Genomic DNA, 24,106 nt, shown 5'->3' with positions numbered 1-24,106 from the left:
GATTTCGGGGTTGTGCGGGGCTTTGTTTTGCGCAAAAAGAAACCAGATTGCCAATTGTGATCCGGCGCCCGTTTAGGGCGCGGGTCACGGCTTGCGGTTGGCGAGTTGACGCAGGGTCTGGGCGCTGTGTTGCAACTGCTGGCGCTGGTGGTCATTGAGCGGGCAGTGGCCCAGCACATACTCGGTAGTGGCCACCACCGTCTTCCAGCGCGGCGACTTGGGCAGGGTATCCAGACTCAGATACTTGTCGAGGGTGCGGGTCTGCGGGCTGGATCTGTCCATATAGACCCGCCACAGCTTGCTCTTCTCCGCCAGCACGATTTTGCCCTTGCCGGTGCCCTGCTGCCAGGCATCCAGGGTGAGCTGCATGGTCTCGACCAGCGCCCGGCGCAGCGGTTCGTCATCCTGCTGGCGAATGAGGTCATCGGCCAGCGAGCGGAACTCGCCGCCCAGGCGGCTCAGCTCGCCCAGCAGCTGCTCATCTTCGATGATGGCTTGCCGCGAGAGGTTCTTGAGGGCGTTCTCCAGTGCCATCACCCGGTTTTCGTCCTGACGCTGTTCGGTACTCAGGGTGAGGGCGAAGGCGGCCTCTCCCCCCAGTGCGATGGGCAGGGCGCGGGCATTGAGCACGTCCTTCTGCCCGGCCACCAGAAATTCCAGATTATGTTCCCGCTCGCTGGCAAGGTCGGGCCACTGCTGTTGCAGCGGGGTGGCGAGCCACTCATTGAGGGGCTGCCCCTCCATGGCTTCCGGCTCCTGTCCCAGCAGGCGCGCCAGCACCCGCGAGGCAAACAGCACAGTGCCCTGCTCGTCGATAAAGAGCATGGGGTCGGCCCCTTCACCGAGCAGGGCCAGCAGCCGCTGCTGATCCTGATGCAGCCGATCCTGCAAGGTGAGGCGATGTTCGATCTCCTGCTTCAACAGCCGGTTTTCCACCAGCGAGGCGCGTCCGGCCTTGGCCTCCAGCAGCGCCTTGACCCGGGCAAACAGCTCCTCCTTGCAGAAGGGTTTGACCAGATAGTCATTGGCACCGGCCCCGAAGCCCTCCTCGATATCCTTGGGCTGGTTGAGGGCGGTGAGCAGCAGCACCGGTAACATCTCTTTCGGGTGCTGCTCGCGCAGACGGCGGCAGACGTCAAAACCGGAGAGGGTCGGCATCATCACGTCCAGCAGGATGAGATCCACCGGCTCCTCGGCCAGCTTGGCCAGCGCATCGTGACCGTCGCTGCTGGGCAGGATGCGGTAGCCGCAGGGCTGCAGCAGATGGCGCAGGATGTGCAGATTGATGGGCTCGTCATCCACCACCAGAATGAGCGGCGCATCCTCGGGGGGAGGGGGCAGATCGTCGCTCTCCCAGTCCGGCAGGATCAACGGTTGCTGGCGCACCAGCTGATGCTCGATCTGGCGGCTGTCGAGGGTCAGATTGGCGGCTTTGCCGGTGGCAAGGGGCAGGGTAAAGGTGAAGGTGGAGCCGACGCTCGGCTCGCTCTCGACAAACAGCTCTCCCCCCATCAGGTGTACCAGCTGGCGGGTGATGGAGAGGCCAAGGCCCGCCCCCTGCTTGCTCACCTCAGGGCTCATCTGCACCAGCGGCTCGAAGATATGTTCCAGATGGTCGGGGGCGATGCCGATGCCGGTATCCGTGACCTTGATGCGCAGGAAGTTGTTCTCGACGATGGCACTGAGCACCACCTTGCCCTGCGGCGTGTATTTGATGGCGTTGCCCACCAGGTTGTAGAGCACCTGTTCGAGCCGCTGTTCGTCGGCCAGCACAGGCGGCAGTTCGGCCGGGCTGATATCAACCAGGGTGAGGGGTTTGGCCTGCACCAGATGCTGGCAGAGATCCAGTACCAGCCGGATAACTCCTTTGGATGAGACGGGCTGGGGGTGGATCTCCAGCTGGCCGTAGCGCATCTGGTGGTAGTCGAGCAGATCGTCCACCAGACGGGCCAGGCCATCGGCGCTCTTGATGATGAGGCCGAGCTGCTTTTGCTGCCCTTCGGTCAAATCCTGCTGGCTGGCGAGCATCGACTCGGCCATCCCCTTGATGCCGTGAATGGGGGTGCGCAGCTCGTGGGAGGTGTTGGCCAGCAGCTCATCCTTGAGCTTGTCCGCCTGTTGCAGGCTGAGGTTCTGCTTGTGGGTCAGCTTGACCTGCTGTTGCAGCTCCTGGGTCTGCAGCTCGATCAGTTCGATCTTGTCCTTCACCGAGCGCTGCATATGACGAAACGCCTCGGCTAGCCGGTCGATATCATCGCCGGTGCGCTCGATGGCGATGGGGTGATCCAGCGCGCCGTCGGCCACCTGCTCGGCCGCTTCGGTAAGCGATCGCAGCGGTGCCGTGATGGAGTGGGAGAGCCAGCGGGAGAAGAGGATCAGCAGCAGTACCGAGCCCGCCCCCAGCACTATCACCAGGGTTTCCAGCTGGCGGATCGGGGCATAGGCTTCCCGGGTGGAGATCTCGGCGATAAAGGCCCACTCGGTATCGAACACCTTCACTTGGGTGTAGGCGGCCAGCACCTCGTCATCCTGATAGGAGTAGAACAGCCCGACCCCCTGCTCGCCGGAGAGAGTCTTGGTGATGAGGGGCGTTTGCAGCGGCCGGAAGTTGGGGCTGAAGCTGTTCTCGACGCTGAACTCCGGTGCCAGCCAGGCATCGGCGCGCATCCGCTTGTCAGGGCCGATCAGGATGGTCTCGCCGGTCTCGCCCAGCCCCTCCCGCTCTGCCATGATCTGGTTGAGCTTGTCCGGCAGCAGCTCGAAAATCACCACTCCGCGCACATAGTCGTACTGCATCACGGGCGCCGCCATGTAGGCGACCACCTGCCCGGTCAGCTCGTTGCGGCCAAAATCGGTGAACTCGAAGATCTGCTGCGGCTTCTGGCCACCATCGAGGCGGCGTTTGATCTTGGCGAAGGTCTGACCCAAGCCGCTGCCCTGATAGGGGCCGGAGAGCAGATTAGTGGCAAAGTTAGGATGCTTGGTGACCGAATAGACCACATCACCGTTGAGGTCCACCAGAAAGATGTCGCTGTAGTTGGACTTGCGCACCATGTCGGCATAGCCGCGATGAAAGCGCTGGTGCACCCGGCCATACATCTCGTCGGCGAGGATCAGGGCACTGATGGAGGGCTCGATCTCCACCTGGCTGTCCGGTTTACGCAGTTGATCCCAGGTGCCGGGCAGGTAGCGGGCCTGGGCGCGGCTGCGGGCCTCTTGCGGCGTGGTGCCCAGCTTCTCGAAGGCACCGGTAAAGCCATAGAAACGGCCGATACTGTTGCCGGCGAAATCCTGCTGGGAGAAGTTGATGATCTGCTCTTTGAGGTTGTTGAAGTAATCCTCGAGCTGACTCTTCTTGATATTACGGACGGAGACCAGATGGTTGGAGGTCTGGGTGGTGAGATCCTTGCCGTGGCTGTAGAGGAAGAAGAGGGTGATGACCAAAAATGGCACCATCCCCAACATGAAAAAAGCCAGCATTAGCTGCGGCCTGAGTCCACGAAGCTTGAAGATCCATTTCATCTTGTGATTTTCAATTGATAATCCGGTTATTAAGCCGCTCAAGTCTCGAACGAAAGCGTAATCATTTCAACGACTTTATCCCAAATTCGCTTGGTGGGTCACAGCAGGATGGAGAAAATTGCAGCAAGCCGTCTAAACCCTGAGCAAACAGTCTGCGTCAGGGCTTAAATTGCGAAAAAGGGGTTGTGCTGGCGCTCGTGGTACGTATAATGCGCCTCGTTGTCAGGAAACTGGCACGAAAGCAGTAGCGCGGGAATAGCTCAGTTGGTAGAGCACGACCTTGCCAAGGTCGGGGTCGCGAGTTCGAGTCTCGTTTCCCGCTCCAAATATCCATCGCACCAACGATGGAACTCACTTTCAAGACAATCAGTCTTGTCAGCATGGCGCGTTAGCAAAGCGGTTATGCAGCGGATTGCAAATCCGTTTAGTCCGGTTCGACTCCGGAACGTGCCTCCATCTTCCCTCTGTTTTTCCTGAATCATCAATCTTAGAGCCGTGAACCTCGGTCAGTATCCTTGCTGCACCAATAACTGTTCGCAACCTGCCTGTTTCCATTCGCGCTCAAGATAGTGGCTCACATCCGCCATGTTTTGCCCCCGATATTGAAATTGCAGCTCGGCACTCTGGTGTCCGAGATCCGCCATCCGTTGTTTCAGGGTGCCGCATTGCCACAGGCTGACGGTGGGTACACCCCGTTCGGCCAGCACGATGGCATCGTCCCTGTTCAACTGCCACTCCTCCAGTTGTGCCCGTGTCAGGGCAATCATCAGCACCAGCAGTGCCACTTCCGACAGTTTCATGCGCATCTCCCTACGGCATGTTTTTCCCCTGATAACTGTGGCAAAGCGCACGATTTTCGCAAGTTTGTTAACTGTTGGTTAATGACGTAACCCGTTTTCAGTATTTCCCGTTTTTCGCCATTTTTTTATAAAAAAATGGGTTGGTGATGTAGTAATCCTACATGGAGTGGAGTAATCTTTGCTCAGTGGTCTTACCAGTAAGGAGTTACATCATGTTTCATCCCTTTTCCCTGACTCAGATTATTCTTCGTCGCATTTATGTATTGCTGGTGGGCATTCTGGCGTTCCCCGTGATGCTGTTTCGCAGCGATCGTGCCCGCTTCTACAGCTATCTGCACCGGATCTGGAACAAAACCAGCACCAAACCGGTTTGGCTCAAAATGAGCGAGCGTGGCGAGCGGATCTTCTACTAATCCGCAATTTGATTTCGATGAAAAAGACAGCTTCGGCTGTCTTTTTTTATATGTTTAAAAACATATAGTTAACGATGTGCTCTGCTATTATCCGCATTCCGGTTACATGGTCGGCGTCGGTGGTTCCTGTGTCGTGCAGATTTGCCGAGCAGGCCCACTTCCGTTTGGCCCCTCTCTCGACCTGCTCTGTGATGCAAGGAGATGCGATGATCATTCGTCAGGCCCGAGCCGTAGATATTCCCGCGCTGGTGGCGCTGCGCATGCAGCTGTTCTGCGAGGTGGGTGAGCTGGCGAGCCCGCAGGCCGATCCTGCCCTGTGGCAGGCAACGGTTGACTACTTTACCCGTGCGATGAGTGAAGAGGGGGCTTTATCCTGGCTGGCCGAGGCCGATAAGCAGGAGGGCGGCAAGCAGATCGTGGCGGCGGGAACGCTGGCGCTGTTTGTGCGGCCACCCTATCCCGGCAATCTGGCGGGGGTGGAGGGGTATCTGCTCAACATGTATACGCTGCCGCAATGGCGCCGGCAGGGGATCGCCACGGCGCTGCTCGACGCCATTACCGCTTGTGCCAGAGCGCGTCAGCTCGGCAAGGTGTGGCTCCATGCCAGCGATGAGGGGCGCCCCCTCTATGAGCGGATCGGGTTTGTCACTAATCCTGCCTCGCTGGAGTGGCAACCGGGGGCCGGATAAGGGGGCAACCCCGTTCTGGTGAGTCCCGGCCGGTCCGTTTGATTTACCGCAATAAATATGGCGTCAGATGGGAGCGTGATGACGCGGCCAACTATGCTGATGGAGCTCGCCACCATTATCTTATTGATCCACTGTGTGGTTTGGCCATGGTGGGGGCCAGTCTGGAGGATATGTTTCGATGTTCAATAGCAAACTGAAAGCCGAGTTGCAGCAGTGCCAGGAGCAACTTCTGGCACAGCAGGGATTTTTCGACGCCGTGCACGGCAGCGTGGCGACCATTACCTTTACTCCGGATGGCACTGTGCTGGCCGCCAATGATCTCTTTCTCAACGTGGTGGGTTTCAGTGCGCCCGAGGTCGTGGGTCATCATCACCGGATGTTTTGTGACCCGCAGTATGCCCAGAGCAGCGCCTATCAGCAGTTTTGGGCCGATTTGAAACAGGGGCGCTCCCGTACCGGGGTGTTCCAGCGCTTCAACAAACGGGGCGAGGCGATCTGGCTGGAGGCGACCTACTTTCCCGTCAAGTTGCGGGGTGTGGTGACCAAGGTGATCAAGATTGCCGCCGACATTACCGAGCACCATCTGCAACTGCTCAGCCAGCAGGCAGTGGTGACGGCGCTGGACCGCTCGATGGCAATGATTGAATTTACCCCAAGCGGAGAGGTCGTTACCGCCAATGGCAACTTCCTCCATACCATGGGCTATACCCTGGCGCAGGTGCAGGGCAAGCATCACCGTATCTTCTGCGATGATCAGTTTTATCGTGAACAGCCCCACTTCTGGGAGGAGCTGGGCCGTGGCCAGTACAAGTCCGGCCTCTTCTGTCGTCAGAACAGTCACGGCGGCAAGGTGTGGCTGGAGGCGACCTACAACCCGATCCTCGACGAGCATCGCAAGGTGGTGAAGGTGATCAAGTTCGCCAGTGACATCACCGAGCGGATCAACAAGAGCGATGCGGTGCGCGAAGCGGCCATGCTGGCTCACAGCGCGGCGCGGGAGACCCTGAACTGTGCCGAGCGCGGGGCAGGTTTGCTCGCCTCGGTGGTCGACACCTCCAGCCTGATTGCCAGCCAGCTCACCCACAGCATTGGCCTGATCAACCAGCTGAACGAGCAGTCGCGCAACATCGAGGCGATCGTCTCCACCATCAGCAGCATCGCCGATCAGACCAACCTGCTGGCCCTCAACGCGGCCATCGAGGCGGCGCGGGCGGGGGATCAGGGGCGCGGCTTTGCGGTAGTGGCCGATGAGGTTCGCCAGCTGGCGGCCCGCACCTCCCTCTCTACCGACGAGATTGCCAAGGTGGTGCAGAACAACCGCGAGCTGACCGCCAGGGTCACCTCCGAGATGTCCGACGTCGCCAGCAGCGCCGAGCTGGGCAAACAGCAGGTGGGCGAGGTGAACGAGGTGATGAGCGAGATCCGGCGGGAGGCCAACAACGTCTCCAGCACCGTCTCGGATCTGGCGATCTGAGCCCCCGGACGTTCTGCCATGCCGGGGCATTGACTCATCTTTGAGCAGTCAGTGCCCCAATCTGAACCCCTCCTGTATCGTCCCGCCATTGTGAATTGTTCTGGTTTGACCTCTTGATTAGGCTTGCCGCCTCATTCATTTCAGAGCAGGAACAGAACAAGATGGCATTACAACAGAAGGGGCGGGCAATGGCCCTGCTGGTTATGGTCGCGAGCATGGGTCTGGGCGGCTGTATGGGGCAGATGGGGCTTTCCGGCATGGTCACCAAGGGCAACCTGAGCGTGGTGGATAACCGCTACGGTCGTGCCGGGGTCTTTATGCTGCTTGCACCAGTCTACGGTCTGGCAGCGACCGCTGACCTGTTCGTCTTCAATACCATCGAGTTCTGGTCTGGCAAAAACCCCATTACCGGCAAATCCCCGGCCGTGGTGGACATGAAGGCCAACCCGGTGATCAAGGTGAACCAGCATCTGGATCCGGCCCTCAAGAAGGTGCCGCTGGCCATGCTGCCACAAGGGGTGCGCGAGGTGGAGATCAGCTACCCGAACGAGCGTACTGCCCAGATGGAAGTGCACTATCTGGATGGCCGCAGTAGCATGATGCGCGGCGAGAAGCGCGGCGAGCTGATGGATATCTACTTCGACGGCAAGTTTGTCTCTACCCTGACCCGATCAGAGCTGGAGCAGATGAGCGCGAACGCCAGCGCCGCAGCCTGATCATCACGGCTGATACCGACCAACAACGCCCCGCAACTGCGGGGCGTTTTGCATTGGGCCTAGTCGGGCTGCTTGCGATGGGGCGGGGTGAGGATCAGCCCCAGCAGGCGGCGCAGGTGGGTGAGCTGCTCGGTCAGCTGGACGTTGAGCCAGAGGTAGCCATTGATGGCCGCTTCGGTGTTGGGGGGGAGTGACACCTGGGTCGCCACCTCGTGCAGGCGGGCGATGGCGGCATCCGCGCCGCGCCCGTCACCGGTTAGCATCATCAGGGCAAGCTGGTTGATCGCCTCCTCGGTGGCCTGATGGCAGGCGTGCAGTTCGCGGGTGCTCTGCATCAGGAAGTGGCTCTCCCGATCGTTCCAGTAGGTGTTGGCCAGCATCTCCAGAGTGCAGAGGGTGTTGCGCATGGTGACCTGCACCGCATCAAACAGCGAGATACTGTGGCGCGTCTCTTTGGCCGCGGGGGCCAGCAGGGCCCGCAGTTTACCGGTCTGGGCTAGCAGTTGGGAGAGATTGTGCTTGAGGCGCGGGCGTTCCAGCACATTGGGGGAGAGGTGGGTGTGATAGAGCCGCCCCGACTGCTGCAGGATCTGGTGCAGTTGCAGCCGCCAGTGGCTATAGGCCCGCTGGGGGTAGATGCTGCAAAAGAGCAGCGCCAGCAGGGAGCCCAATATCACGTCGGCACTGCGCCACAGCGCCGTCTCGATATCCCCCGGCATGGCTCCCATGGTGACCCCCAGCGTGATGCCGATCAGCAGCCCCACATAGGGGCGCTTGCCGAGGGCCAGATAGCCGCACAGGAACATGATGCACCCGCACCAGATCAGGGTGAGCGGCAGGGAGTAGATCTCCAGATAAAGCGCCACCACCCCGCAACTGGCGCCGAAGATGGTGCCCACCACCCGCTGCAGGGCGCGGGAGAGCACATTGCCCCAAAACGAGATGGGGCCCATCACCACCACGAGCGTGATCAGCGGCCAGGTGCTCTCCGGCAGTTTTAGCTCGCGGGTCAGCAGAAAGGTGAGCATAAAGGCGAGCGCAATGCGCAGGCCATGGACGATCCGGTAGCGGCCATAGACCAGCAGATCGAGTCGGGAGAGGGGGGCATCAAGACGCACAGTGAGCCTCGTATAAGGTTGCTGACAGGGCGCCTACATCCGGCCGACGCCCCGTCGGGATTCAGGCCAGTCGTCCCTGCAATGGGTGGATCCAGACCCGCTCGCCAACGGCGATCCCGGGTTGGTCCGGCACGATTTCGATCAGGCAGTTGGCATCGGCCATGGAGCTCAGAATGCCGGAGCCCTGCGGCCCGGTGGTGCGCACCCGCAGCTGGCCGTTACGGTCCTGATGGAAGATGCCGCGCAGAAACTCAGTGCGCCCCGGGCGGCTCTTCATCTTCTCGTCCGCCAGTGCCGAGAGGCGCAGCGGCTGCCACCGCTTGCCCTGCAAGCGGGCGATGGCGGGCTCGACAAATTGCAGCACGCAGATCATCGCCGCTACCGGATTGCCCGGCAGGCCGAAGAAGGGGGTCTGCCCCAGCTTGCCAAAGGCGAGCGGGCGGCCCGGCCGCATCTGGATGCGCCAGAAATCGATCTGGCCCAGCTCCGCCAGCACCAGCTTGATAAAGTCGGCGTTACCCACCGAGACCCCGCCCGAGCTCAGCACCAGATCGGCGCTGGCGGCCGCCTGCTCCAGCTGCTGGCGCAGGATAACCGGATCATCTGGGATGATCCCCAGATCCATCACCTCGCAACCGGCGGCGCGGATCAGGGCCATCAGGGTGAAGCGGTTGCTGTCGAAGATGTGGCCGGGGGCGAGCTGTTCGCCCGGTGCCTGCACCTCGTCACCGGTACTGAACAACGCCACTTTCAGCGGGGTGCGCACAGTGAGACTGGCTTGACCGAGTGATGCAGCCAGCCCCAACTGGGGGGCACCAAGCCAGGTACCAGCCGGAATGGCGACCGCCCCCTTGGCGAGATCTTCTCCGGCGAGGCGCACATTCTGCCCTGCGCGAACGGGGGCGGTGACGGTGACCCACTCACCTTCAATCAGCGTCTCTTCCCGCATCACCACGGTATCGACACCGGGGGGAAGCGGGGCGCCGGTCATGATCTGCACCGCCTGACCGGCCAGCACCGGCTCGTGGCGCTGCTGGCCCGCCAGCACTTCACCCACCAGCAACCAGCGACCGGCGGCGAGATCGTCGCTGCGAAGGCCAATGCCATCCATCGCCGAGTTGGCGTGGGGCGGCACATTGATGGGGCTGACCAGATCGGCGGCCAGCACGGCGCCGTGGCACTCGGCCAGCGGCTTGTCGCAGCAGGCGTTGCTCGGGGTGAGGGCTGCCAGAATGGCGTTGCGGGCTGCCTCGACCGAGAGAAAGCCCTTGCCCGCCTCCGGCTCCTTGCGCTGGCAGCCGTCAAGCCAGCTACAGACGAAGTCGGCAATGGCCGCCAGATCGTTGATATCGAGGCGGGGCAGGCTTGTCTGCTGTTGTTCGCCACTCTGTTGGGGCTGATCGCAGGCCAATGCGATGATGTCGCCGTCTTCGGGGAAGAGCAGCGGCTTGCCAATCTCGGCGCGGTGCAGCTCGATTTTCGGGAAGTGTTCGTGTTTGAACCCCTCTACCAGCAGCAGATCGAGCTCTGTCTGATCGAAGCTTGCCAGCAGCTGGCGAAAATCGGCTTCGGCCAGCTCTGTTTCAATGATGCGAGCGTGGCGACGGCGGGAGGCCACCATCATCTGCTGGGCACCCGCCTTGCGCAGGCGGTAGCTGTCCTTGCCCGGTTGGTCGATATCAAAGTCGTGGTGGGCATGCTTGAGCACCCCGATGCGCAGGCCGCGATCCACCAGCAGGGGGATCAACTGTTCCAGCAAGGTGGTCTTGCCGGTGCCGCTCCAGGCGGCGAAGCCGAGCAGGGGAAGAGTGGGGGCCGGGGTCATGAGGTGACTCCTTGTTGGGGGTCGATAGCCGGGGCGAGCAGACGGGCCTCGTAGGCGGCCAGCTCGTCCGGGCTATTGAGATTGATAAAGGCATCCGGCTGATCGGCAAAGCTCACCACCGCCATATTGTGGCGGGCAAACCAGATATCGATTTTGCGCTCACCCTCTGCCAGGGCGGCGGTGAGGGAAGGGAGCAGGGATTTGTGCAGCAGGGCCACCACGGGTTGCAGCCAGTCGCCATCGTGGGCCACCACCAGCTCCGTATCCGGGGTCAGGGCGGCGCGAAAGCGGCTCATCAGATCCAGCGGCAGGGCGGGACCGTCACAGGGGACGAACAGCACCCAGTCGTGACGGGCGGCGGCAAGACCTGCCTGCATGCCCGCCAGCGGGCCGAGATAGTCGTTGTTGTCATCGCTGATGACCGGGGCCAGCGCCTGATAGCGGGCCTGACTGCGGTTGGCGTTGATCAGCACCTCATCCACCTGGGGGCGCAGCCGTGCCAAAACGTGGTCGATGAGAGGGCGTCCCGCCAGTGCTACCCATCCCTTGTCTTCACCTCCCATACGGGTGGCGCGGCCTCCTGCCAGGATCACGGCCGATACGGGAAAAAGCCTAGAGGGAGATTCGCTTCTTGAAGTCATGTCGCTCGATGATTTTTAAAGGGGTCGTCTCTTGCAGCTGGCCACGGGCGAGGGTCCATTGCCGCTCGCACAGGTCGGTCAGGGCGTTGCTCTGGTGGCTGATGACGACCAGGCCGCTGCCATGTTCCCGCAGATCTTGCGCCAATGCGGCCATCAGGGCAACCGAATGTGTGTCCAGATTGGCGGTGGGCTCATCCATCAGCAGGAAGGCCGGTTGCAGCGCCCAGGCGCGGGCCATCGCCAGTCGTTGCCGTTCGCCACCGGACAAAATGCTGATGTGCTCCCGCGCCAGACCCTCCAGCTCGACCCGGCGCAGCGCCTCGAACACCCGGATCTCGCTGCCGAGCTGTTTATCCAGCGCCCAGGCTACGTTGTCGTGCACGGTGCGATCGAACAGATAGGGGGTCTGGTGCAGATAGGTGACCCTGCCCGGCCCCAGATCCCGCTTGAGCAGCCGGTTGAGCCGCTGTTGCCAGCGCCCCGGCAGATTGGTGTGGCCACGGGTGGGGGCGAGCAGCCCCGCCAGGATCTTGAGCAGGGTGGTCTTGCCCACCCCGTTGGCTCCATGCAGCCAGATGGCATCCCCCGGTGCGATGGCGAGCCGGTCAATCTCGAACAACTGGCGCTCGCCAAAGCGCATGGTGAGTTGCTGGGCGGTCAGGGCCATGGGGTACTCCTGTTGATACACAGTGGGGGCATGGTCAGTTCTTCAAATAACTGTGGCCGCGACAGGCCGTCAGCAGCAGGTTGAGCAACAGGGCCAGGGTGAGCAGCACTATGCCAAGGGCCACCCCCTGGGTGAAGGCCCCTTTCTGGGTCTCCAGCGCGATGGCGGTGGGGATATTGCGGGTAAAGTGCAGGATATTGCCCCCCACCATCATGGAGCAGCCCACCTCGGTGACGATACGGCTGAAGGCGCCGATGATGGCGGCCAGCAGGCCAAAGCGGCACTCGTGCATCAGGCCGATCAGCGCCTTGGGCCAGGAGACCCCCAGGGTCAGGGCGGTCTCCCAGGCGCGCCGGTCACTCTGGACAAACGCCGCGTGAGCCATGGTGGCGATCACTGGAAAGGCGATCAGCATCTGCCCCACCACCATCGCCTGCTGGGTAAAGAGCAGCTTCCAGTCGCCAAAAGGGCCGGCCCGCGACAGCAGCATGTAGAGCAGCAGGCCAATCACCACGGTCGGCACCGATTGCAGGGTATTGATGCAGGAGAGCCAGAGCCAGCGGCCGGGCAGCGGCAGATAGGCCAGGGCAAAGCCCAGCAGCAACGCGGGCAGCAGCACCAGCAGCAGGGCGATGCAGGAGACGGAGAAGGAGACCCCCACCACCTGCCACAGTTCGGTGTCACCACTGAACAGCAGGGCGAGGGCCGCTAACGTCGTGTCAAGCAGCGTCGGCATCAGGCGCCTCCCTCAGCGAAGCGGGGGAGGGCCATCAAGGTCATCGCAGGAGTCAGGGTTGCCATTATTTCCCGTTGGCATCCGCCACAAATAGCGCCTGACCCGCCACCTTGAAGTCGCCGATCAACTTCTGGCCATGCTCGGAGACCAGCCAGTTCTTCAGAGTGCGGGCCCCTTCGGTGTTGAGATCCGGGTAGCGCTCGGGGTTGACCAGGATCACCTGATAGGGGTTGAACAGCCGCTTGTCACCCTCCAGCAGCACGGCGAGATCCAGCTTGCTCTGGTAGGCGAGCCAGGTGCCGCGGTCGGTCAGGGTGTAGGCACCGAGCTCCGAGGCCATGGTCAGGGTCGGGCCCATCCCCTGGCCGATGGATTTGTAACCGGCAAACTCGGGTTTGACGTCAGCGGCTTGCCACAGGGTCTTCTCCTTGATGTGGGTACCGGACTCGTCACCGCGGGAGATAAAGGTCTGGCCCTGCTCCTTGATGGCTTGCAGCCCCTTGGCCGCGTCGTGCAGCTTACCGAGACCCGCCGAATCTTTCGCCGGGCCGACGATCACGAAGTCGTTGTACATCAGGTGTACCGGCTCGATGCCAAAGCCCGCCTCGACAAACGTCTTCTCGGCAGAGGGGGCGTGGGTCATCACCAGATCCGCATCGCCATTCTCGCCCATCTTCAGGCTCTGGCCGGTACCGGCCGCCATCACCTGCACCGGATAACCGGTCTCCTTGGTGAACTGGGGCAGCAACCAGCCCAGCAGACCGGACTGCTCGGTGCTGGTGGTGGTGGCAAGGCGGATTGGCGCTTTTGTGGCATTAGTATCCGCTTCGGCGTGGGCGGTCCCGGCGATCAGCAGGCTGGCCGCGAGGGAGAGGGCAAAACGTTTGAGGTTGGTTTTAATCGTCATCTTGATGCAACTTTTCATGAACGATGAGAGGAGGGCAAGAGTAAGCAAGCAAGGTGCCAAACTGTTCCTTTGTCGCTGCATTCACGGTTTGCCGTTTAAAAACAGAAGCTTATTAAAATCAATTAGGTGAGCTTGTTATCGCTTTTAATAATTGGTGTTGGTGCTTTTGATACGGTAAGGACAAAATGTCCCACTCAGGTTCCGGTTATCGGGACATTCTCCGACCTTACGTGCATCCGAGGTACTTTTTTCATGACTGCACCTGCCAGCCGCTGGTCTGCCCTCTCCCTGCTTATCGTTGACGATGAGCCCGGCATGCGCAGCTTTCTGGCCAAGGCGCTGGCCAAGCGCTTCGCCCAGATTGAGACTGCCGCCAGCGTGGAGGAGGCGGAAGCCCTGCGCTGCCGCCTTCACTTTGACCTGATCATCGCCGACATCCGGCTGCCGGGGCGCTCCGGCATCGAGTGGCACGAGGCCATCGACCCCGCCACCCGCCGCAGTGACATCATCTTTATGACCGGTTTTGGCGATATGGAGACCGCCCTCAAGGCGCTGCGCCTCGGCGCCAGCGACTTTATCCTCAAGCCCTTCAATCTCGATCAGATGGTGCAGGCGGTAGACAGAGTCATCGAGCGCCGCCAGATGGAGCGGGAGAACCTGCTGCTGCGCCGGGAGGTGAGCAAGCTGTTCCCGCCCACCCTGATTGGCGACAGTGCCAAGACCCGCGAGCTCAAGACCCTGATCGCCCGGGTTGCCCCCTCCAACGCCGCCGTGCTGGTGGAGGGGGAGTCCGGCACTGGCAAGGAGCTGGTAGCCCGCGCCCTGCATCAACTCTCTGGCCGGATGGGGGCCTTTGTGCCGCTCAACTGCGCCGCCATTGCGCCTGAGCTGCTTGAAAGCGAGCTATTTGGCCATGTGCAGGGGGCCTTTACCGGCGCCCGCAAGGGACGTGACGGCCTGTTTCGGGTCGCCCATCAGGGCACCCTGTTCCTCGACGAGATCGGCGAGATGCCGCTGGCCATGCAATCCTCCCTGCTGCGGGCGCTGGAGCAGAAGGCCATCCGCCCGGTCGGTGCCGAGCGCGAGCTGGCGGTGGATGTGCGCATCGTCGCCGCCACCAACCGCAACCTCAAGGCCGAGGTGGAGGCGGGCCGCTTTCGCGAAGATCTCTTCTATCGCCTCAACGTGGTGGCGCTGCCGGTTGCGCCGCTGCGGGATCGGATCGACGACATCCCCGCGCTGGTACACCACTTTACCCGCCAGCTCACCGCCGAGATGGGGATGGGCTCGTTAAGCTGGACCCACGAGGATGTGGTGGCGATGCAGGCTTACCCCTGGCCCGGCAACGTGCGCGAGCTGCGCAACCTCATCGAACGCTGCCTGCTGTTGGGCAAGCCGCCGGCGGATTACTGGCAGAGCAGCAAGCCCGCCGAACAGGGGGCGAGCGAGGAGGGTTATCCGCTGGCGTGGCCGCTGGCCGAGGTGGAGAAGGCCCACATCCTGCAAGTGGTGGCGAGCCATGATGGCAACAAGTCGGCTGCCTCCCGGGTGCTGGGGGTGGCGCGCAAGACGCTGGAGCGCAAGTTCAAGGAGTGGGCCATCGAATGAAGTGCTGTAACCGGATGGCGTGCTGATGAAACTGACCCTGCTGCCCCGCTGCGTGCGAACCAAAGTACGCTGGCGCCTGCTGCTGCTCACCTCGGTGCCTATCATGCTCACTCTGGTGGGCATGATCGCACTCACCCTCTACTGGACCCTCACCTACAGCTGGCAGAACCTGCTCACCACGGTGCGCAGCGATCTCGGGGTGGCTCACCACGCCATCACGGTGCAGCAGCAGCGCCAGACCGAGCATCTGGAGCATCTGCGCGATGCCTGGGCCTTTCAGTTGCGGCTGCGGGAATCGCCGGATCAGCTGCAGGATTGGGTGATGCCGCTGGCGGCCAACTATGGTCTCGATTTTCTGCGCTTGCGCCAAGGCCCCGCGCTGGATCAGCTGACGGCGCAGGAGCGCGCCGCCCTCACGGCCGGACGCAGCGTCAGTCACTTCGTGGTCTGGTCGCAGCAGGAGATGCGCGCCCTCTCCCCGCAGTTGGCAAAGCGGGCTGTGCTGTGGCAACGGGATGGCACCAGGGCGGTGGAAAACCGGGGGCTGATCAGCCTCTCTCTGGCTCCGGTGATGGGCCGCGACGGCTCCCTTTGGGCCGTGCTGGAGGGGGGCGAGCTTGTCAACGGCAGCACCCGGCTGGTGGATGAGCTCAAGGGGCAGGTATTTGCCAAAAACACCCTGCCGGATGGCAGCGTTGGCACCGTCACCCTGTTTCTCGACGATCTGCGGGTGAGCACCAACGTGCCGGTCAGCAGCAGCCGCCAGATTGGCCGAGCGGTAGGCACCCGGGTCTCGCTGCCGGTGCGCGAGCAGGTGCTGGGGCGGGGGGAGATGTGGATCGATCGCGCCTTCGTTCAGGATGCCTGGTATGTGTCAGGCTACGAGCCACTGCTGGGGGCGAACGGCGAACGGATCGGCATGCTCTATGTGGGCTTTCTCGAGTGGCCCATCATCCGCACCTACCTCACCAATCTGGTGGAGCTGGGCTCCGGCGTGGTGCTGCTGTTGCTGCTCTCCGGCCTGCTGGTCTATCGCGGCGCGCGGGATCTCTTCACCCCCATCGAGCGGATGCACAAGGTAGTGCGGCAGGTGCAGGCGGGCCAATCGGCTCGTATCGGCCCGCTGGCCCTCGACCCTGATCACGAGCTGGCCCAGCTCGGTCGCCAGTTCGACGCCATGCTGGACAGGCAGGAGGCGCACCAGCAGCAGATGGCCCGCAGCGCCGACGAGCTGGAGCAGAAGGTGGCCGAACGCACCCAGAGCCTCAAGCTCAAGACCGCCGAGCTGGAAGATCATATCCATATGTTGACCGAGGCGCGCCAGCAGCTGCTGATCAGCGAGAAGCTGGCGGCCCTTGGCGAACTGTCGGCCGGGGTGGCCCACGAGATCAACAATCCTCTGGCGGTGATCCTCGGCAATGTGGAGCTGATGAAGCTGGAGCTGGGGGAGGCGGCCGAGCCGGTCAGCGAGGAGCTGGCGCTGGTGCTGGCCCAGATCGAGCGCATCCGCGCCATCACCCGCAGCCTGCTGCAATACTCCCGCCCCGGCGACTACGAGACGGCGCCGGTGTGGCAGCACCTCAATCCCATCATCGAGGAGAGCCTGACCCTGGTGCGCTCCGCCCTGCGCCAACAGCAGGTGGAGCTGGTGGCCGATCTCAGGGCGCAGCAGCCCATCGAGGCGGATCGCCAGCAGCTGTTGCAGGTGCTGATTAACCTGCTGGTTAACGCCAGCCATGCGCTGGGGGAGCAGGGGGAGATCCGGGTCGAGAGCCGCGACTGGTTCGATGAACTGGGTCAGCTGCGCGGGGCCGAGGTGCGGGTCATCGATAACGGCAGCGGCATCGAGGCGGCGATTATCGACAAGATCTTCGACCCCTTTTTCACCACCCGCGCTACCGGCACCGGGCTGGGGCTGGCCCTGAGCCACCGTATCATCAGTCGCTGGGGCGGCGAGCTGCTGGTGGACTCCACCCCGGGGCAGGGGAGCTGTTTTACCGTGCGGCTGCGCAGCCACGCCCTGCTGCCCAGCGGCAGCGAGCCCGCGCAACTGGAAGGGTGGCGCATCGCGCTCAATGCCGAGGGGCGTGAGACAAGCGATTGATGCTGTTATAAAAAGGCCCGTTATAAAAACAGCCCGTCAACATGGTTGGCGGGCTGTTTTGTCGGTGGGTGAGTGGTTATTTACTGCGGGCTCCACACCAGCTTGCCGCTCTGGGTCAGGTCATAGCCGCCGAGGCGGGCCGCCAGCTCGCGCCCCTCGGGGGATTGCAACCAGCCGATCAGCTGTTGCAGCAGGGTGCGAAAGAAGACCCCTTGCGGCATCACCAGATCGAAACACTCCTGCGACAGTGGCATAAAGCCGAGGCCAAACTCAGTGGCTGTACTCTGGGCGCCGGGCCCGACATCGGCATCGCCGCGGCTGATGGCGGCTGCCAGTTCCCGCTCGCTGTTGACCTCGAGGGTGCGCTCCAGCCGGGTCAGCGACTCCCCCTGGGTTTGCAGCCACTCCTGCAGGGCGCGCTGGCTGCCGGCACCCTCCTGACGCATAGCCCAGCGCCAGTCGAGCGCCTCTTTCGCCTCCTTGGGTTGCAGCCCTTGGCGCAGCACCAGCCCCTGTACCCGCCTAAATCCATGAACGATCACCCATTGTCGGTGGCCCTGATACTGCTGCACCAGCGCCGGGTGGCGCAGGTGCGCCTCTTCGGCCTGCCCCCAGTGGATGGCGCAGAGATCCACATGGCCGCGCGCCAGCATCGCCAGCCCCTGCCTAGTGCCGCACGGGGTGTAGCCCACCAGCGCCTGGGTGCCGAGCTGCTGGGCCAGCCGGCTGCTGGCGTAGTGGAGCAATACGTCGTCCGAGCCCGCCAGCAGCAGCCGGTCGTTCATCACCCCCTCGTGGCAGCTGCCAAGCAGCCAGCGATCGAGCAGGGAGCGGGGAAACAGCCACTTGCCGGTTGCCTTGGTGGCGGGGATGCGCGCCTCGTTGGCAAGCTGGTAGACCTTCTTCTCGTTGAGATCGAGGTACTCGGCCACCTGCTTCACATTCATAAATTCGTTCATGGCTTGCGTTTGACCCTCTGGCTGGCGTGGTCGAGATACAGCGCGATCTGCTCGACACTCATCAACTCGTTCATTGCCTAGTCCCGCATCCCGCGACCGGCTGAACCGGGCGCCAGCACCGGCGGCTTCTCGTCCAGCACAATATGGTCGTGGCCGCTAAAGACCTCGAAATGGCGCCCCTTGGCGCGGGCAATCATGGTGATGCCGAGCTGGCGGGCCAGATCCAGCCCCATCTGAGTGACGCCGGAGCGCGACAGCAGCACCGGAATGCCCATTTGCGCCACCTTGATCACCATCTCCGAGGTGAGCCGCCCGGTGGTGTAGAAGATCTTGTCGTGGCCAGCCTCGCCGCGCATCCAGAGCTCGCCCGCCAGGGTATCCACCGCATTGTGGCGCCCCACATCCTCGACAAAGGAGAGGATTTCACTGCCACGGCAGATGGCGCAGCCATGCACGGCACCGGCCATCTTGTAGGTTTCGTTATGGGCCGACAGCGCCTTGAGCAGGGCGTAGAGGGTGCTCTGTTTAAGCTCCGGCGCGGCCAATACCACCCCTTCGAGCTTCTTCATCATGCTGCCATACATGGTGCCCTGACCGCAGCCGGAGGTGACCGTCTTCTTCTCCAAGGATTTGTCGAGATCGGCGGCCTGCTGGCTGCTCACCACGGCGGCGGCCTCGCTCTCCCAGTCGACGATGACCGACTCGATGGCCGCAATATCCTCGATAAAGCCCTGATTTTTCAGATAACCCAGCACCAGCGCCTCGGGGCGGGCACCCAGCGTCATCAGGGTTACGATCTCCTTCCAATTGAGGTAGACCGTCAGTGGCCGCTCACAGGCGATTTGGCGGGTGTTCATTGTGCCCTGTTCATCCATCACCTCGACGGCCATGGTGAGCTGGGCTGCTGCATTGCTTTTGATAAAGGTCGGTGTCATGGGCCCCTCGCGACCGGTTGCCTGGATCTAAGGGGAGGGATACAGCAAGTTTTGTTCCAAGATCTATAAGAAAATCGGTTTGGTGAATTTGGTGATATTTATATCCAATGTTTTTGTTTTGCTATTCGCTATGTTTTGATATTGTGAACAGTAACCAATATCAACTTAAATAAAGTGAAAAGGAGTGTTATGAAAAAGTTCTATTTTATTGGTGGTGGGATAGTTACTATAACATTCGTTTTCTATTTTCTAGTTATGGCACTAATTAATAAGTTGCCAATATCCTCAGAAACATCTGTGTGGGGGGACTTCGGTTCATATTTCGGTGGTGTGGCTGGAACACTACTATCTTTTCTAGCGTTTATAATTTTGGCAAGAACATTAAAACTTCAAAGTATAACGTTAGATTTACAGAGAGATGAGGCCATTCGTCAAAGGCATCTTTCTGAAATAGAACTTTTTCACTCAAATTTAGAAAGATTAGAAAAGCAAATTGATCTTGTTTTGGATTCTCCTGCTAAATCATTGTCCGGGAAAACAATAAGGGATATTTTATCTGATGAGTCAAAACAGTTATATATAGCAAATGATAATATTGTGTCTTCAGCGAGGCCTACATTAAATTTGCTGGTATATATGTCTTTTTATATTTCAGAGATCGAAAGGCAACTCAAGGTATATTATTCAGATAAAAATAGCCCTGCCGCATTAGCTTTTAAACAATATTGGATATTAAAATATAGCCCATTAGCCAAAAGCTGCCTTTCTTGGGTTCCTGATGGCTTCTTGGATAAAGAGAAAAGGAAGTGGTTGTTGGATGGATTCGGCATATAATTAACTTTTTAATTTAAAAATATCATAAAACATATCTTGTATATTGGCTAAATCGTAGGTTGGTGCTGAACGCAGCCCAACGTTTACCGTGGAATAATTCAAAAGCAATAATCGGATAATTTGGTGTTATTCGATTATTGCCATCCCCTCGATTAGACGCTGGCGGATTGGTTTTACGCCGCATGTTGGGCTTCGCTGCGCTCAGCGCCAACCTACGCCCGCGCCAACCCGCATCAAAGTCCCCATCAACCACCAAACCGGCCTTGGCCCCACTCTTGCTAAGTCTTATCCCATTGCTGGCCGTGGCCGCCATAAATCTCCTGCACTGATCCGCCCCGAACGGGGTGGTTCACGGGGGAGGGCGGCCCGGCAGAGACCTTCTGATGGGAGCCGTGACAGTGCAAGACACAACCAATACCTTGCCCCCGCAGCGCTGGCTGCAACTGGAGTTAAAGGCCATCGACAGCCAGGTTGGCCGCTGGCAGAGCCGCCGTTTCGAGATTGCGGCGCTCCACCCCGCCGAACCTGAGGCAGCCGGTGCCTTGCCCCTTACCCTGTTTCGTGATGAGCGGGGGGATTATCGCTTCAATTTGAGCTCCGGCTCGCCCCGCCTGTTTGTGACTGGAAACCGCGTGGACAATGGCTTTGTGGCCGATGGCCTGACCCTGAGCCAGACCGTGGCCGCTGCCTATATGGATGGCGAGCGGCAGGTGCTCTCCTGCCCGCTGCCCGAGGCGCTGCAAGCCTGGGTGGAGGCCTTTATCGGCCGCCACGGCGAGCTGCTGGAGGCCCGTCGCAAGGGCAAGAAGGGCAAGGGGCGGGCGCAGGATCAGTTGGGTGTCGATAGCCAGGATCAAGCCAGTTGCGGTGCCGTTAAAGCCACCGGCCCCGATGGCCGCGAGCATGGCAGTGACGCCGGGACCTGTGCCGTAAACAAGGCCGGAAACATCGCCCATGAGTGAGTTCCTCAAGCGCTGGTCGTCTCGCAAGAGTGAGGCGCGCAAGCATCAGGCATTGCAGCCGAGGGAAGAGGCTATCCCCGAGACTGTTATCGCCCCCATCGAAGGTAGTGGTGAAGGTGAAACCTCAGATACCGCGCTGGATAGCCCCGTAGTCAGCACTGACAAGGGGAGCTGTGAATCCCTTGCCTTTGAGGGGGCCGAGAGTGGCGAACCGCAGCTGAAAACGGCCCAGCCGGGCAAGGCCAAACTCCCCGACAAGGAGGCGCTGCGGGCCATGTTTCGCAGCCATAAACCGGATGGGCTCGACGACTACACCCAGGATTTCAGCCAGCCCGAATTGCTGCCGGCGGCCCTGACCGCCGGGCTGCGCAACTGGCTGGTGGATCAGGTGATCGCCCCGGAGAACGAATCGGCCAACCCGGCCAACGGATCCGCTGAACCGGTGGCGGTTGCCAGCGAACCTGCCGCCGACGAGCTGGCTGATAACCATTCTCAAACCCCCACTGACGATCGGGACATTTTGGTTTCCTGTGGTGGACAAAATGTCCCAGCCAAAGGTGAGGGAATGGAACCCTCAGGATCCTGACTCCCTGTCAGTCACTTTTTTCCCGGGGGAGTTGGCTCGCCTCTTGCTCTCTCGGCTTACCAACAAGCGCCCATCCCATGAGGTGGCGCGCACAGGAGCGTATGTGAGCACTGAACAAACATTGCCAAATCTGAGCCCAAATCTGGCCCCAAATCTAGCCCGCGAGGCGGGGGCGGCCGAGCATAGCGCGCGCGCTCGCGCCTATGCCCTGCAGCATACGGTCAAGACCGACAACCTGATCCCGGCCACTGTCTCTTACCAGAGTCAGGGGCGCCTGCTGCTGGTCGGCCCGGAGGATCGCATTCGCCGCGCTGCCAGCCTGCTGCCTGCCGGGGTGAAGTCCACCCTGCTGGTGACCGAAGCGGTCCATGATGCCGAGGCGGCCGATCTCGAAGCCATTTTCGATGCCACCGCATCCCTCGCGGCCCTGACCCTGCGCGAGCCGAGCCTGACAGGGTATCTCGGGCAGTTCCAGCTCACCGGCCTCACCGGGCAGGGGGAGCGGGTTAATCTGGCGGCGCTTTGCTTCCCACAACAAGGCTTTCCACAACAAGCGGCTGCTGTCAGTGAACAGCCACGCGAACCGCGCTTTGATCTGGTGGCCGATCTGGGCCGCGCCCCGCTCTTTGCGCTGGAGCGCCCGCCGGTCGGCTATCTGTATCTGGTTGATGACGATGGGCTGGCTGAAGGGCTTGCCGAGCTCTGTGCGCTGACCGGTATCTTCGACAAGCCGCGCTATTTTCGCCTCGACCCCGAGGCCTGCGCCTTTACCGCCCGCGGCGTGCCCGGTTGCAGCCGCTGCCTCGATGTCTGCCCGACCGATGCCCTCAAGCCCATCAATGGGCGCATCCAGATCGATCCCCATCTCTGTCAGGGCTTCGGCAGCTGCGCCTCGGCCTGTCCGACCGGGGCGATTGCCTATCACCAGCCCGATGCCAACACCAGCGGCGACTATCTGTTCCGGTTACTCAAGCATTATCGGGAGGCAGGGGGCGACGCGCCGCTACTGCTGATCGCCGGTGAAAACGAGCGTGAATGGGTGGAAACCGAACTCACCCGCCTACCTGCCAACTGGCTGCCAGTCTGGGTGGAGGAGAGCGCGAGTTTAGGCATCGAGAGCTGGTTCGCCGCACTCGCCTATGGCGCCAGCGCGTTGCGCATTGCGCTCGGTGACGATGCTCCCGAAAGCGTCCGTGCGCTGGTTGAGCGGGAGCTGGCGAGCGCCGCCGTGCTGCTGGCGGGCGCGGGTCTCACAGCAGATCGCATCGCCCTGCTTAACCCGGATGCCGAACAAGATAAGCCGATCTCCAGTGAGCCAGCCGTTGCCCTGCTGGAGAAGCCGCTGAAAGGGGACAAACGGGAAAATCTGTTTGCCGCCTTCGATGCCCTCTGGCAGGCCAATGAGGGGAGCCGCGAGCCGCTGGCAGTGCCCCACGGCGCCCCTTACGGCAGCGTTGAATTGAAAGAAGCTGACTGCACCCTCTGCATGGGCTGCGTGGCGGTCTGCCCGAGCCGCGCTCTGCATGCGGTGGGGCACACGCCCGGCCTCAACTTTATCGAGCAGGATTGCATCCAGTGCGGCATGTGCGAAAAGGCGTGCCCCGAGCAGGCCATCGTGCTGGTGCCCCGCCTGCAACCGGTGCCCGAGGCGCGCCGCGCCGTGCAGAGCCTCAAGGCCGAAGAGGCTGCCTGCTGCATTCGCTGCTCCAAGCCGTTCGCGCCCGCCTCGATGATCCGCCGCATCCAGCAAAAACTGGCCGGTCACTCCCACTTCCAGAACGAGGCCGCCCAGCGGTTGCTGATGTGCGAGGACTGCCGGGTCAAGGATGTGTTTGCAGCGCTGGCGGCGGATCCCGTCTCCCAGCTCAAGGTGTGAGGGGCCAGTGATGAGTGAACAACATAACGAAAAGGCTGGCGAACTGACCATGACCGAACTGGAACAGAGCAGCGCCGATCTCTACGCCCTGCTGGCAAGCCTCTGGCGTGCAGCCCCCCGTGGCGAACAGCTCGCCTGGCTGCAAGGGTTACAGGCTATGCCGGGCCCCTTTGCCAGAGGGTTGGGGCTGGTGCAGCTGGCGGCCAGCAGCCACCACGAAAACGAGCTTGCCGAGGAGTATCAGGATCTCTTTATCGGGCTGGGGCGCGGGGAGATCGTGCCGTTTGCCTCTTGGTATCTCACCGGCTCATTGATGGAGCTGCCGCTGGCGGTGCTGCGCGCAGATCTGCAGTCCCTCGGTTTCGAGCGCCAGAGCGGAGTGTGCGAGCCGGAAGATCATCTCGCCGCCCTGTGTGAGGTGATGGCGGTACTGATTGGCGAGCAACACCCGGAGCGCAACCGCTTCTATGAGCGCCACCTTGCCCCTTGGGTACTGGCCTGCTGCCGCGATCAGCAACAGGCGAAAGGGGGCAGCTTCTACCGGGCGGTCGGTGCGCTGGCCGAAGATTTCTTCACGCTGGAAAACGAATTGCGCCTGCCGTTTGGCGCCTGTGTGGTGAAGGGCTGAACGCCCCTGTCTGTGCACAACAAGAGCTGTGCATAACAAGAGCTGCGCATAACAAAACGAGCAGACGAGATATCCCATTGGACGCGAAGCTGGCGCGCAGGCGCCG

22 protein-coding genes and 2 tRNA genes are annotated in these 24,106 nt (G+C 61.5%); 13 read left to right on the top strand and 11 right to left on the bottom strand.

The window, feature by feature from the left end; all coding sequences use genetic code 11:
* Positions 1–84 precede the first annotated feature (84 nt).
* On the bottom strand, positions 85–3,522 hold the full coding sequence (locus tag BSP75_RS01945; RefSeq protein WP_075112036.1) for an ATP-binding protein: 3,438 nt from the start codon (positions 3,520–3,522) through the stop codon (positions 85–87).
* A gap of 249 nt (positions 3,523–3,771) precedes the next feature.
* On the opposite strand from BSP75_RS01945, the gene BSP75_RS01940 reads away from it, so the two are divergent.
* Positions 3,772–3,847: transfer RNA gene (locus BSP75_RS01940), tRNA-Gly, on the top strand.
* A 57-nt stretch (positions 3,848–3,904) separates the two neighbouring features.
* Positions 3,905–3,978: transfer RNA gene (locus BSP75_RS01935), tRNA-Cys, on the top strand.
* Between the two features lie 50 nt (positions 3,979–4,028).
* On the opposite strand, the gene BSP75_RS01930 is transcribed toward BSP75_RS01935, so the two are convergent.
* On the bottom strand, positions 4,029–4,322 hold the full coding sequence (locus BSP75_RS01930) for a hypothetical protein (protein WP_042658673.1): 294 nt from the start codon (positions 4,320–4,322) through the stop codon (positions 4,029–4,031).
* Between the two features lie 212 nt (positions 4,323–4,534).
* Between BSP75_RS01930 and BSP75_RS01925 the strand changes: the two genes are divergently transcribed.
* The 4 genes from BSP75_RS01925 to BSP75_RS01910 all read left to right on the top strand — a co-directional run bounded on the left by BSP75_RS01925 (position 4,535) and on the right by BSP75_RS01910 (position 7,614).
* Positions 4,535–4,735 (top strand): YbfA family protein, encoded by a 201-nt coding sequence (locus BSP75_RS01925; protein WP_005334863.1) that lies wholly within the window; start codon positions 4,535–4,537, stop codon positions 4,733–4,735.
* A 206-nt stretch (positions 4,736–4,941) separates the two neighbouring features.
* On the top strand, positions 4,942–5,424 hold the full coding sequence (locus tag BSP75_RS01920; protein WP_075112035.1) for a GNAT family N-acetyltransferase: 483 nt from the start codon (positions 4,942–4,944) through the stop codon (positions 5,422–5,424).
* Positions 5,425–5,602: 178 nt separating this feature from the next.
* Positions 5,603–6,898 carry a PAS domain-containing methyl-accepting chemotaxis protein gene (locus BSP75_RS01915; RefSeq protein ID WP_075112034.1) on the top strand — a complete coding sequence of 432 codons (1,296 nt, stop codon included), beginning with the start codon at positions 5,603–5,605 and terminating at the stop codon, positions 6,896–6,898.
* A gap of 161 nt (positions 6,899–7,059) precedes the next feature.
* Complete coding sequence (locus BSP75_RS01910) at positions 7,060–7,614, top strand: DUF3332 domain-containing protein (protein WP_042061387.1); 555 nt, start codon at positions 7,060–7,062, stop codon at positions 7,612–7,614.
* 59 nt (positions 7,615–7,673) lie between these two features.
* Here the strand turns inward: BSP75_RS01910 and BSP75_RS01905 are convergent, their stop codons facing one another.
* The 6 genes from BSP75_RS01905 to BSP75_RS01880 form a co-directional block, all read right to left on the bottom strand.
* Positions 7,674–8,732, bottom strand: a complete 1,059-nt coding sequence (locus tag BSP75_RS01905) for an FUSC family protein (protein WP_058052814.1) — start codon at positions 8,730–8,732, stop codon at positions 7,674–7,676.
* Between the two features lie 61 nt (positions 8,733–8,793).
* Positions 8,794–10,557 (bottom strand): bifunctional molybdopterin-guanine dinucleotide biosynthesis adaptor protein MobB/molybdopterin molybdotransferase MoeA, encoded by a 1,764-nt coding sequence (locus BSP75_RS01900; RefSeq protein ID WP_075112033.1) that lies wholly within the window; start codon positions 10,555–10,557, stop codon positions 8,794–8,796.
* Complete coding sequence (gene mobA, locus BSP75_RS01895) at positions 10,554–11,198, bottom strand: molybdenum cofactor guanylyltransferase MobA (RefSeq protein ID WP_075112032.1); 645 nt, start codon at positions 11,196–11,198, stop codon at positions 10,554–10,556. Before mobA ends, BSP75_RS01900 begins: the two co-directional genes overlap by 4 nt.
* Positions 11,170–11,865 (bottom strand): energy-coupling factor ABC transporter ATP-binding protein, encoded by a 696-nt coding sequence (locus BSP75_RS01890; RefSeq protein ID WP_042658678.1) that lies wholly within the window; start codon positions 11,863–11,865, stop codon positions 11,170–11,172. The genes mobA and BSP75_RS01890 overlap by 29 nt, the downstream gene beginning before the upstream one ends.
* A gap of 34 nt (positions 11,866–11,899) precedes the next feature.
* Positions 11,900–12,601: an ABC transporter permease gene (locus tag BSP75_RS01885; RefSeq protein ID WP_005347674.1), complete on the bottom strand. Its 702-nt coding sequence runs from the start codon at positions 12,599–12,601 to the stop codon at positions 11,900–11,902.
* 64 nt (positions 12,602–12,665) lie between these two features.
* Entirely contained in the window at positions 12,666–13,508 is an 843-nt protein-coding gene (locus BSP75_RS01880; RefSeq protein WP_075112031.1) for a substrate-binding domain-containing protein, read from the bottom strand.
* A 252-nt stretch (positions 13,509–13,760) separates the two neighbouring features.
* On the opposite strand from BSP75_RS01880, the gene BSP75_RS01875 reads away from it, so the two are divergent.
* On the top strand, positions 13,761–15,116 hold the full coding sequence (locus BSP75_RS01875) for a sigma-54 dependent transcriptional regulator (RefSeq protein ID WP_075112030.1): 1,356 nt from the start codon (positions 13,761–13,763) through the stop codon (positions 15,114–15,116).
* Positions 15,117–15,141: 25 nt separating this feature from the next.
* Entirely contained in the window at positions 15,142–17,220 is a 2,079-nt protein-coding gene (locus tag BSP75_RS01870) for a cache domain-containing protein (protein ID WP_075112051.1), read from the top strand.
* Positions 17,221–17,300: 80 nt separating this feature from the next.
* Here the strand turns inward: BSP75_RS01870 and BSP75_RS01865 are convergent, their stop codons facing one another.
* Together BSP75_RS01865 and BSP75_RS01860 are read right to left on the bottom strand one after the other, a co-directional pair.
* Positions 17,301–18,167, bottom strand: a complete 867-nt coding sequence (locus tag BSP75_RS01865; protein ID WP_013723539.1) for a helix-turn-helix transcriptional regulator — start codon at positions 18,165–18,167, stop codon at positions 17,301–17,303.
* 89 nt (positions 18,168–18,256) lie between these two features.
* Entirely contained in the window at positions 18,257–19,114 is an 858-nt protein-coding gene (locus tag BSP75_RS01860; RefSeq protein WP_075112029.1) for a formate dehydrogenase accessory sulfurtransferase FdhD, read from the bottom strand.
* Positions 19,115–19,303: 189 nt separating this feature from the next.
* On the opposite strand from BSP75_RS01860, the gene BSP75_RS21420 reads away from it, so the two are divergent.
* Complete coding sequence (locus BSP75_RS21420; RefSeq protein WP_148140590.1) at positions 19,304–19,948, top strand: hypothetical protein; 645 nt, start codon at positions 19,304–19,306, stop codon at positions 19,946–19,948.
* 22 nt (positions 19,949–19,970) lie between these two features.
* On the opposite strand, the gene BSP75_RS21415 is transcribed toward BSP75_RS21420, so the two are convergent.
* Positions 19,971–20,261 (bottom strand): hypothetical protein, encoded by a 291-nt coding sequence (locus BSP75_RS21415; RefSeq protein ID WP_148140589.1) that lies wholly within the window; start codon positions 20,259–20,261, stop codon positions 19,971–19,973.
* A gap of 70 nt (positions 20,262–20,331) precedes the next feature.
* Here BSP75_RS21415 and BSP75_RS01855 point away from each other — a divergent pair, with 70 nt between their 5' ends.
* From BSP75_RS01855 to BSP75_RS01840, 4 genes are all read left to right on the top strand, one after another.
* Positions 20,332–20,910 carry a DUF3305 domain-containing protein gene (locus BSP75_RS01855; RefSeq protein ID WP_075112028.1) on the top strand — a complete coding sequence of 193 codons (579 nt, stop codon included), beginning with the start codon at positions 20,332–20,334 and terminating at the stop codon, positions 20,908–20,910.
* Complete coding sequence (locus BSP75_RS01850; protein WP_075112027.1) at positions 20,903–21,496, top strand: DUF3306 domain-containing protein; 594 nt, start codon at positions 20,903–20,905, stop codon at positions 21,494–21,496. Before BSP75_RS01855 ends, BSP75_RS01850 begins: the two co-directional genes overlap by 8 nt.
* Positions 21,497–21,599: 103 nt before the next feature.
* Positions 21,600–23,372, top strand: a complete 1,773-nt coding sequence (locus tag BSP75_RS01845; protein WP_148140588.1) for a 4Fe-4S binding protein — start codon at positions 21,600–21,602, stop codon at positions 23,370–23,372.
* Between the two features lie 10 nt (positions 23,373–23,382).
* Positions 23,383–24,000: a molecular chaperone TorD family protein gene (locus tag BSP75_RS01840; RefSeq protein ID WP_075112025.1), complete on the top strand. Its 618-nt coding sequence runs from the start codon at positions 23,383–23,385 to the stop codon at positions 23,998–24,000.
* Positions 24,001–24,106 lie beyond the last annotated feature (106 nt).

It is taken from the genome of Aeromonas sp. YN13HZO-058, assembly GCF_001921245.1.
In the GTDB taxonomy this organism is placed as follows: domain Bacteria; phylum Pseudomonadota; class Gammaproteobacteria; order Enterobacterales; family Aeromonadaceae; genus Aeromonas; species Aeromonas allosaccharophila.
This window is presented reverse-complemented; position numbering and strand designations above follow the sequence as displayed.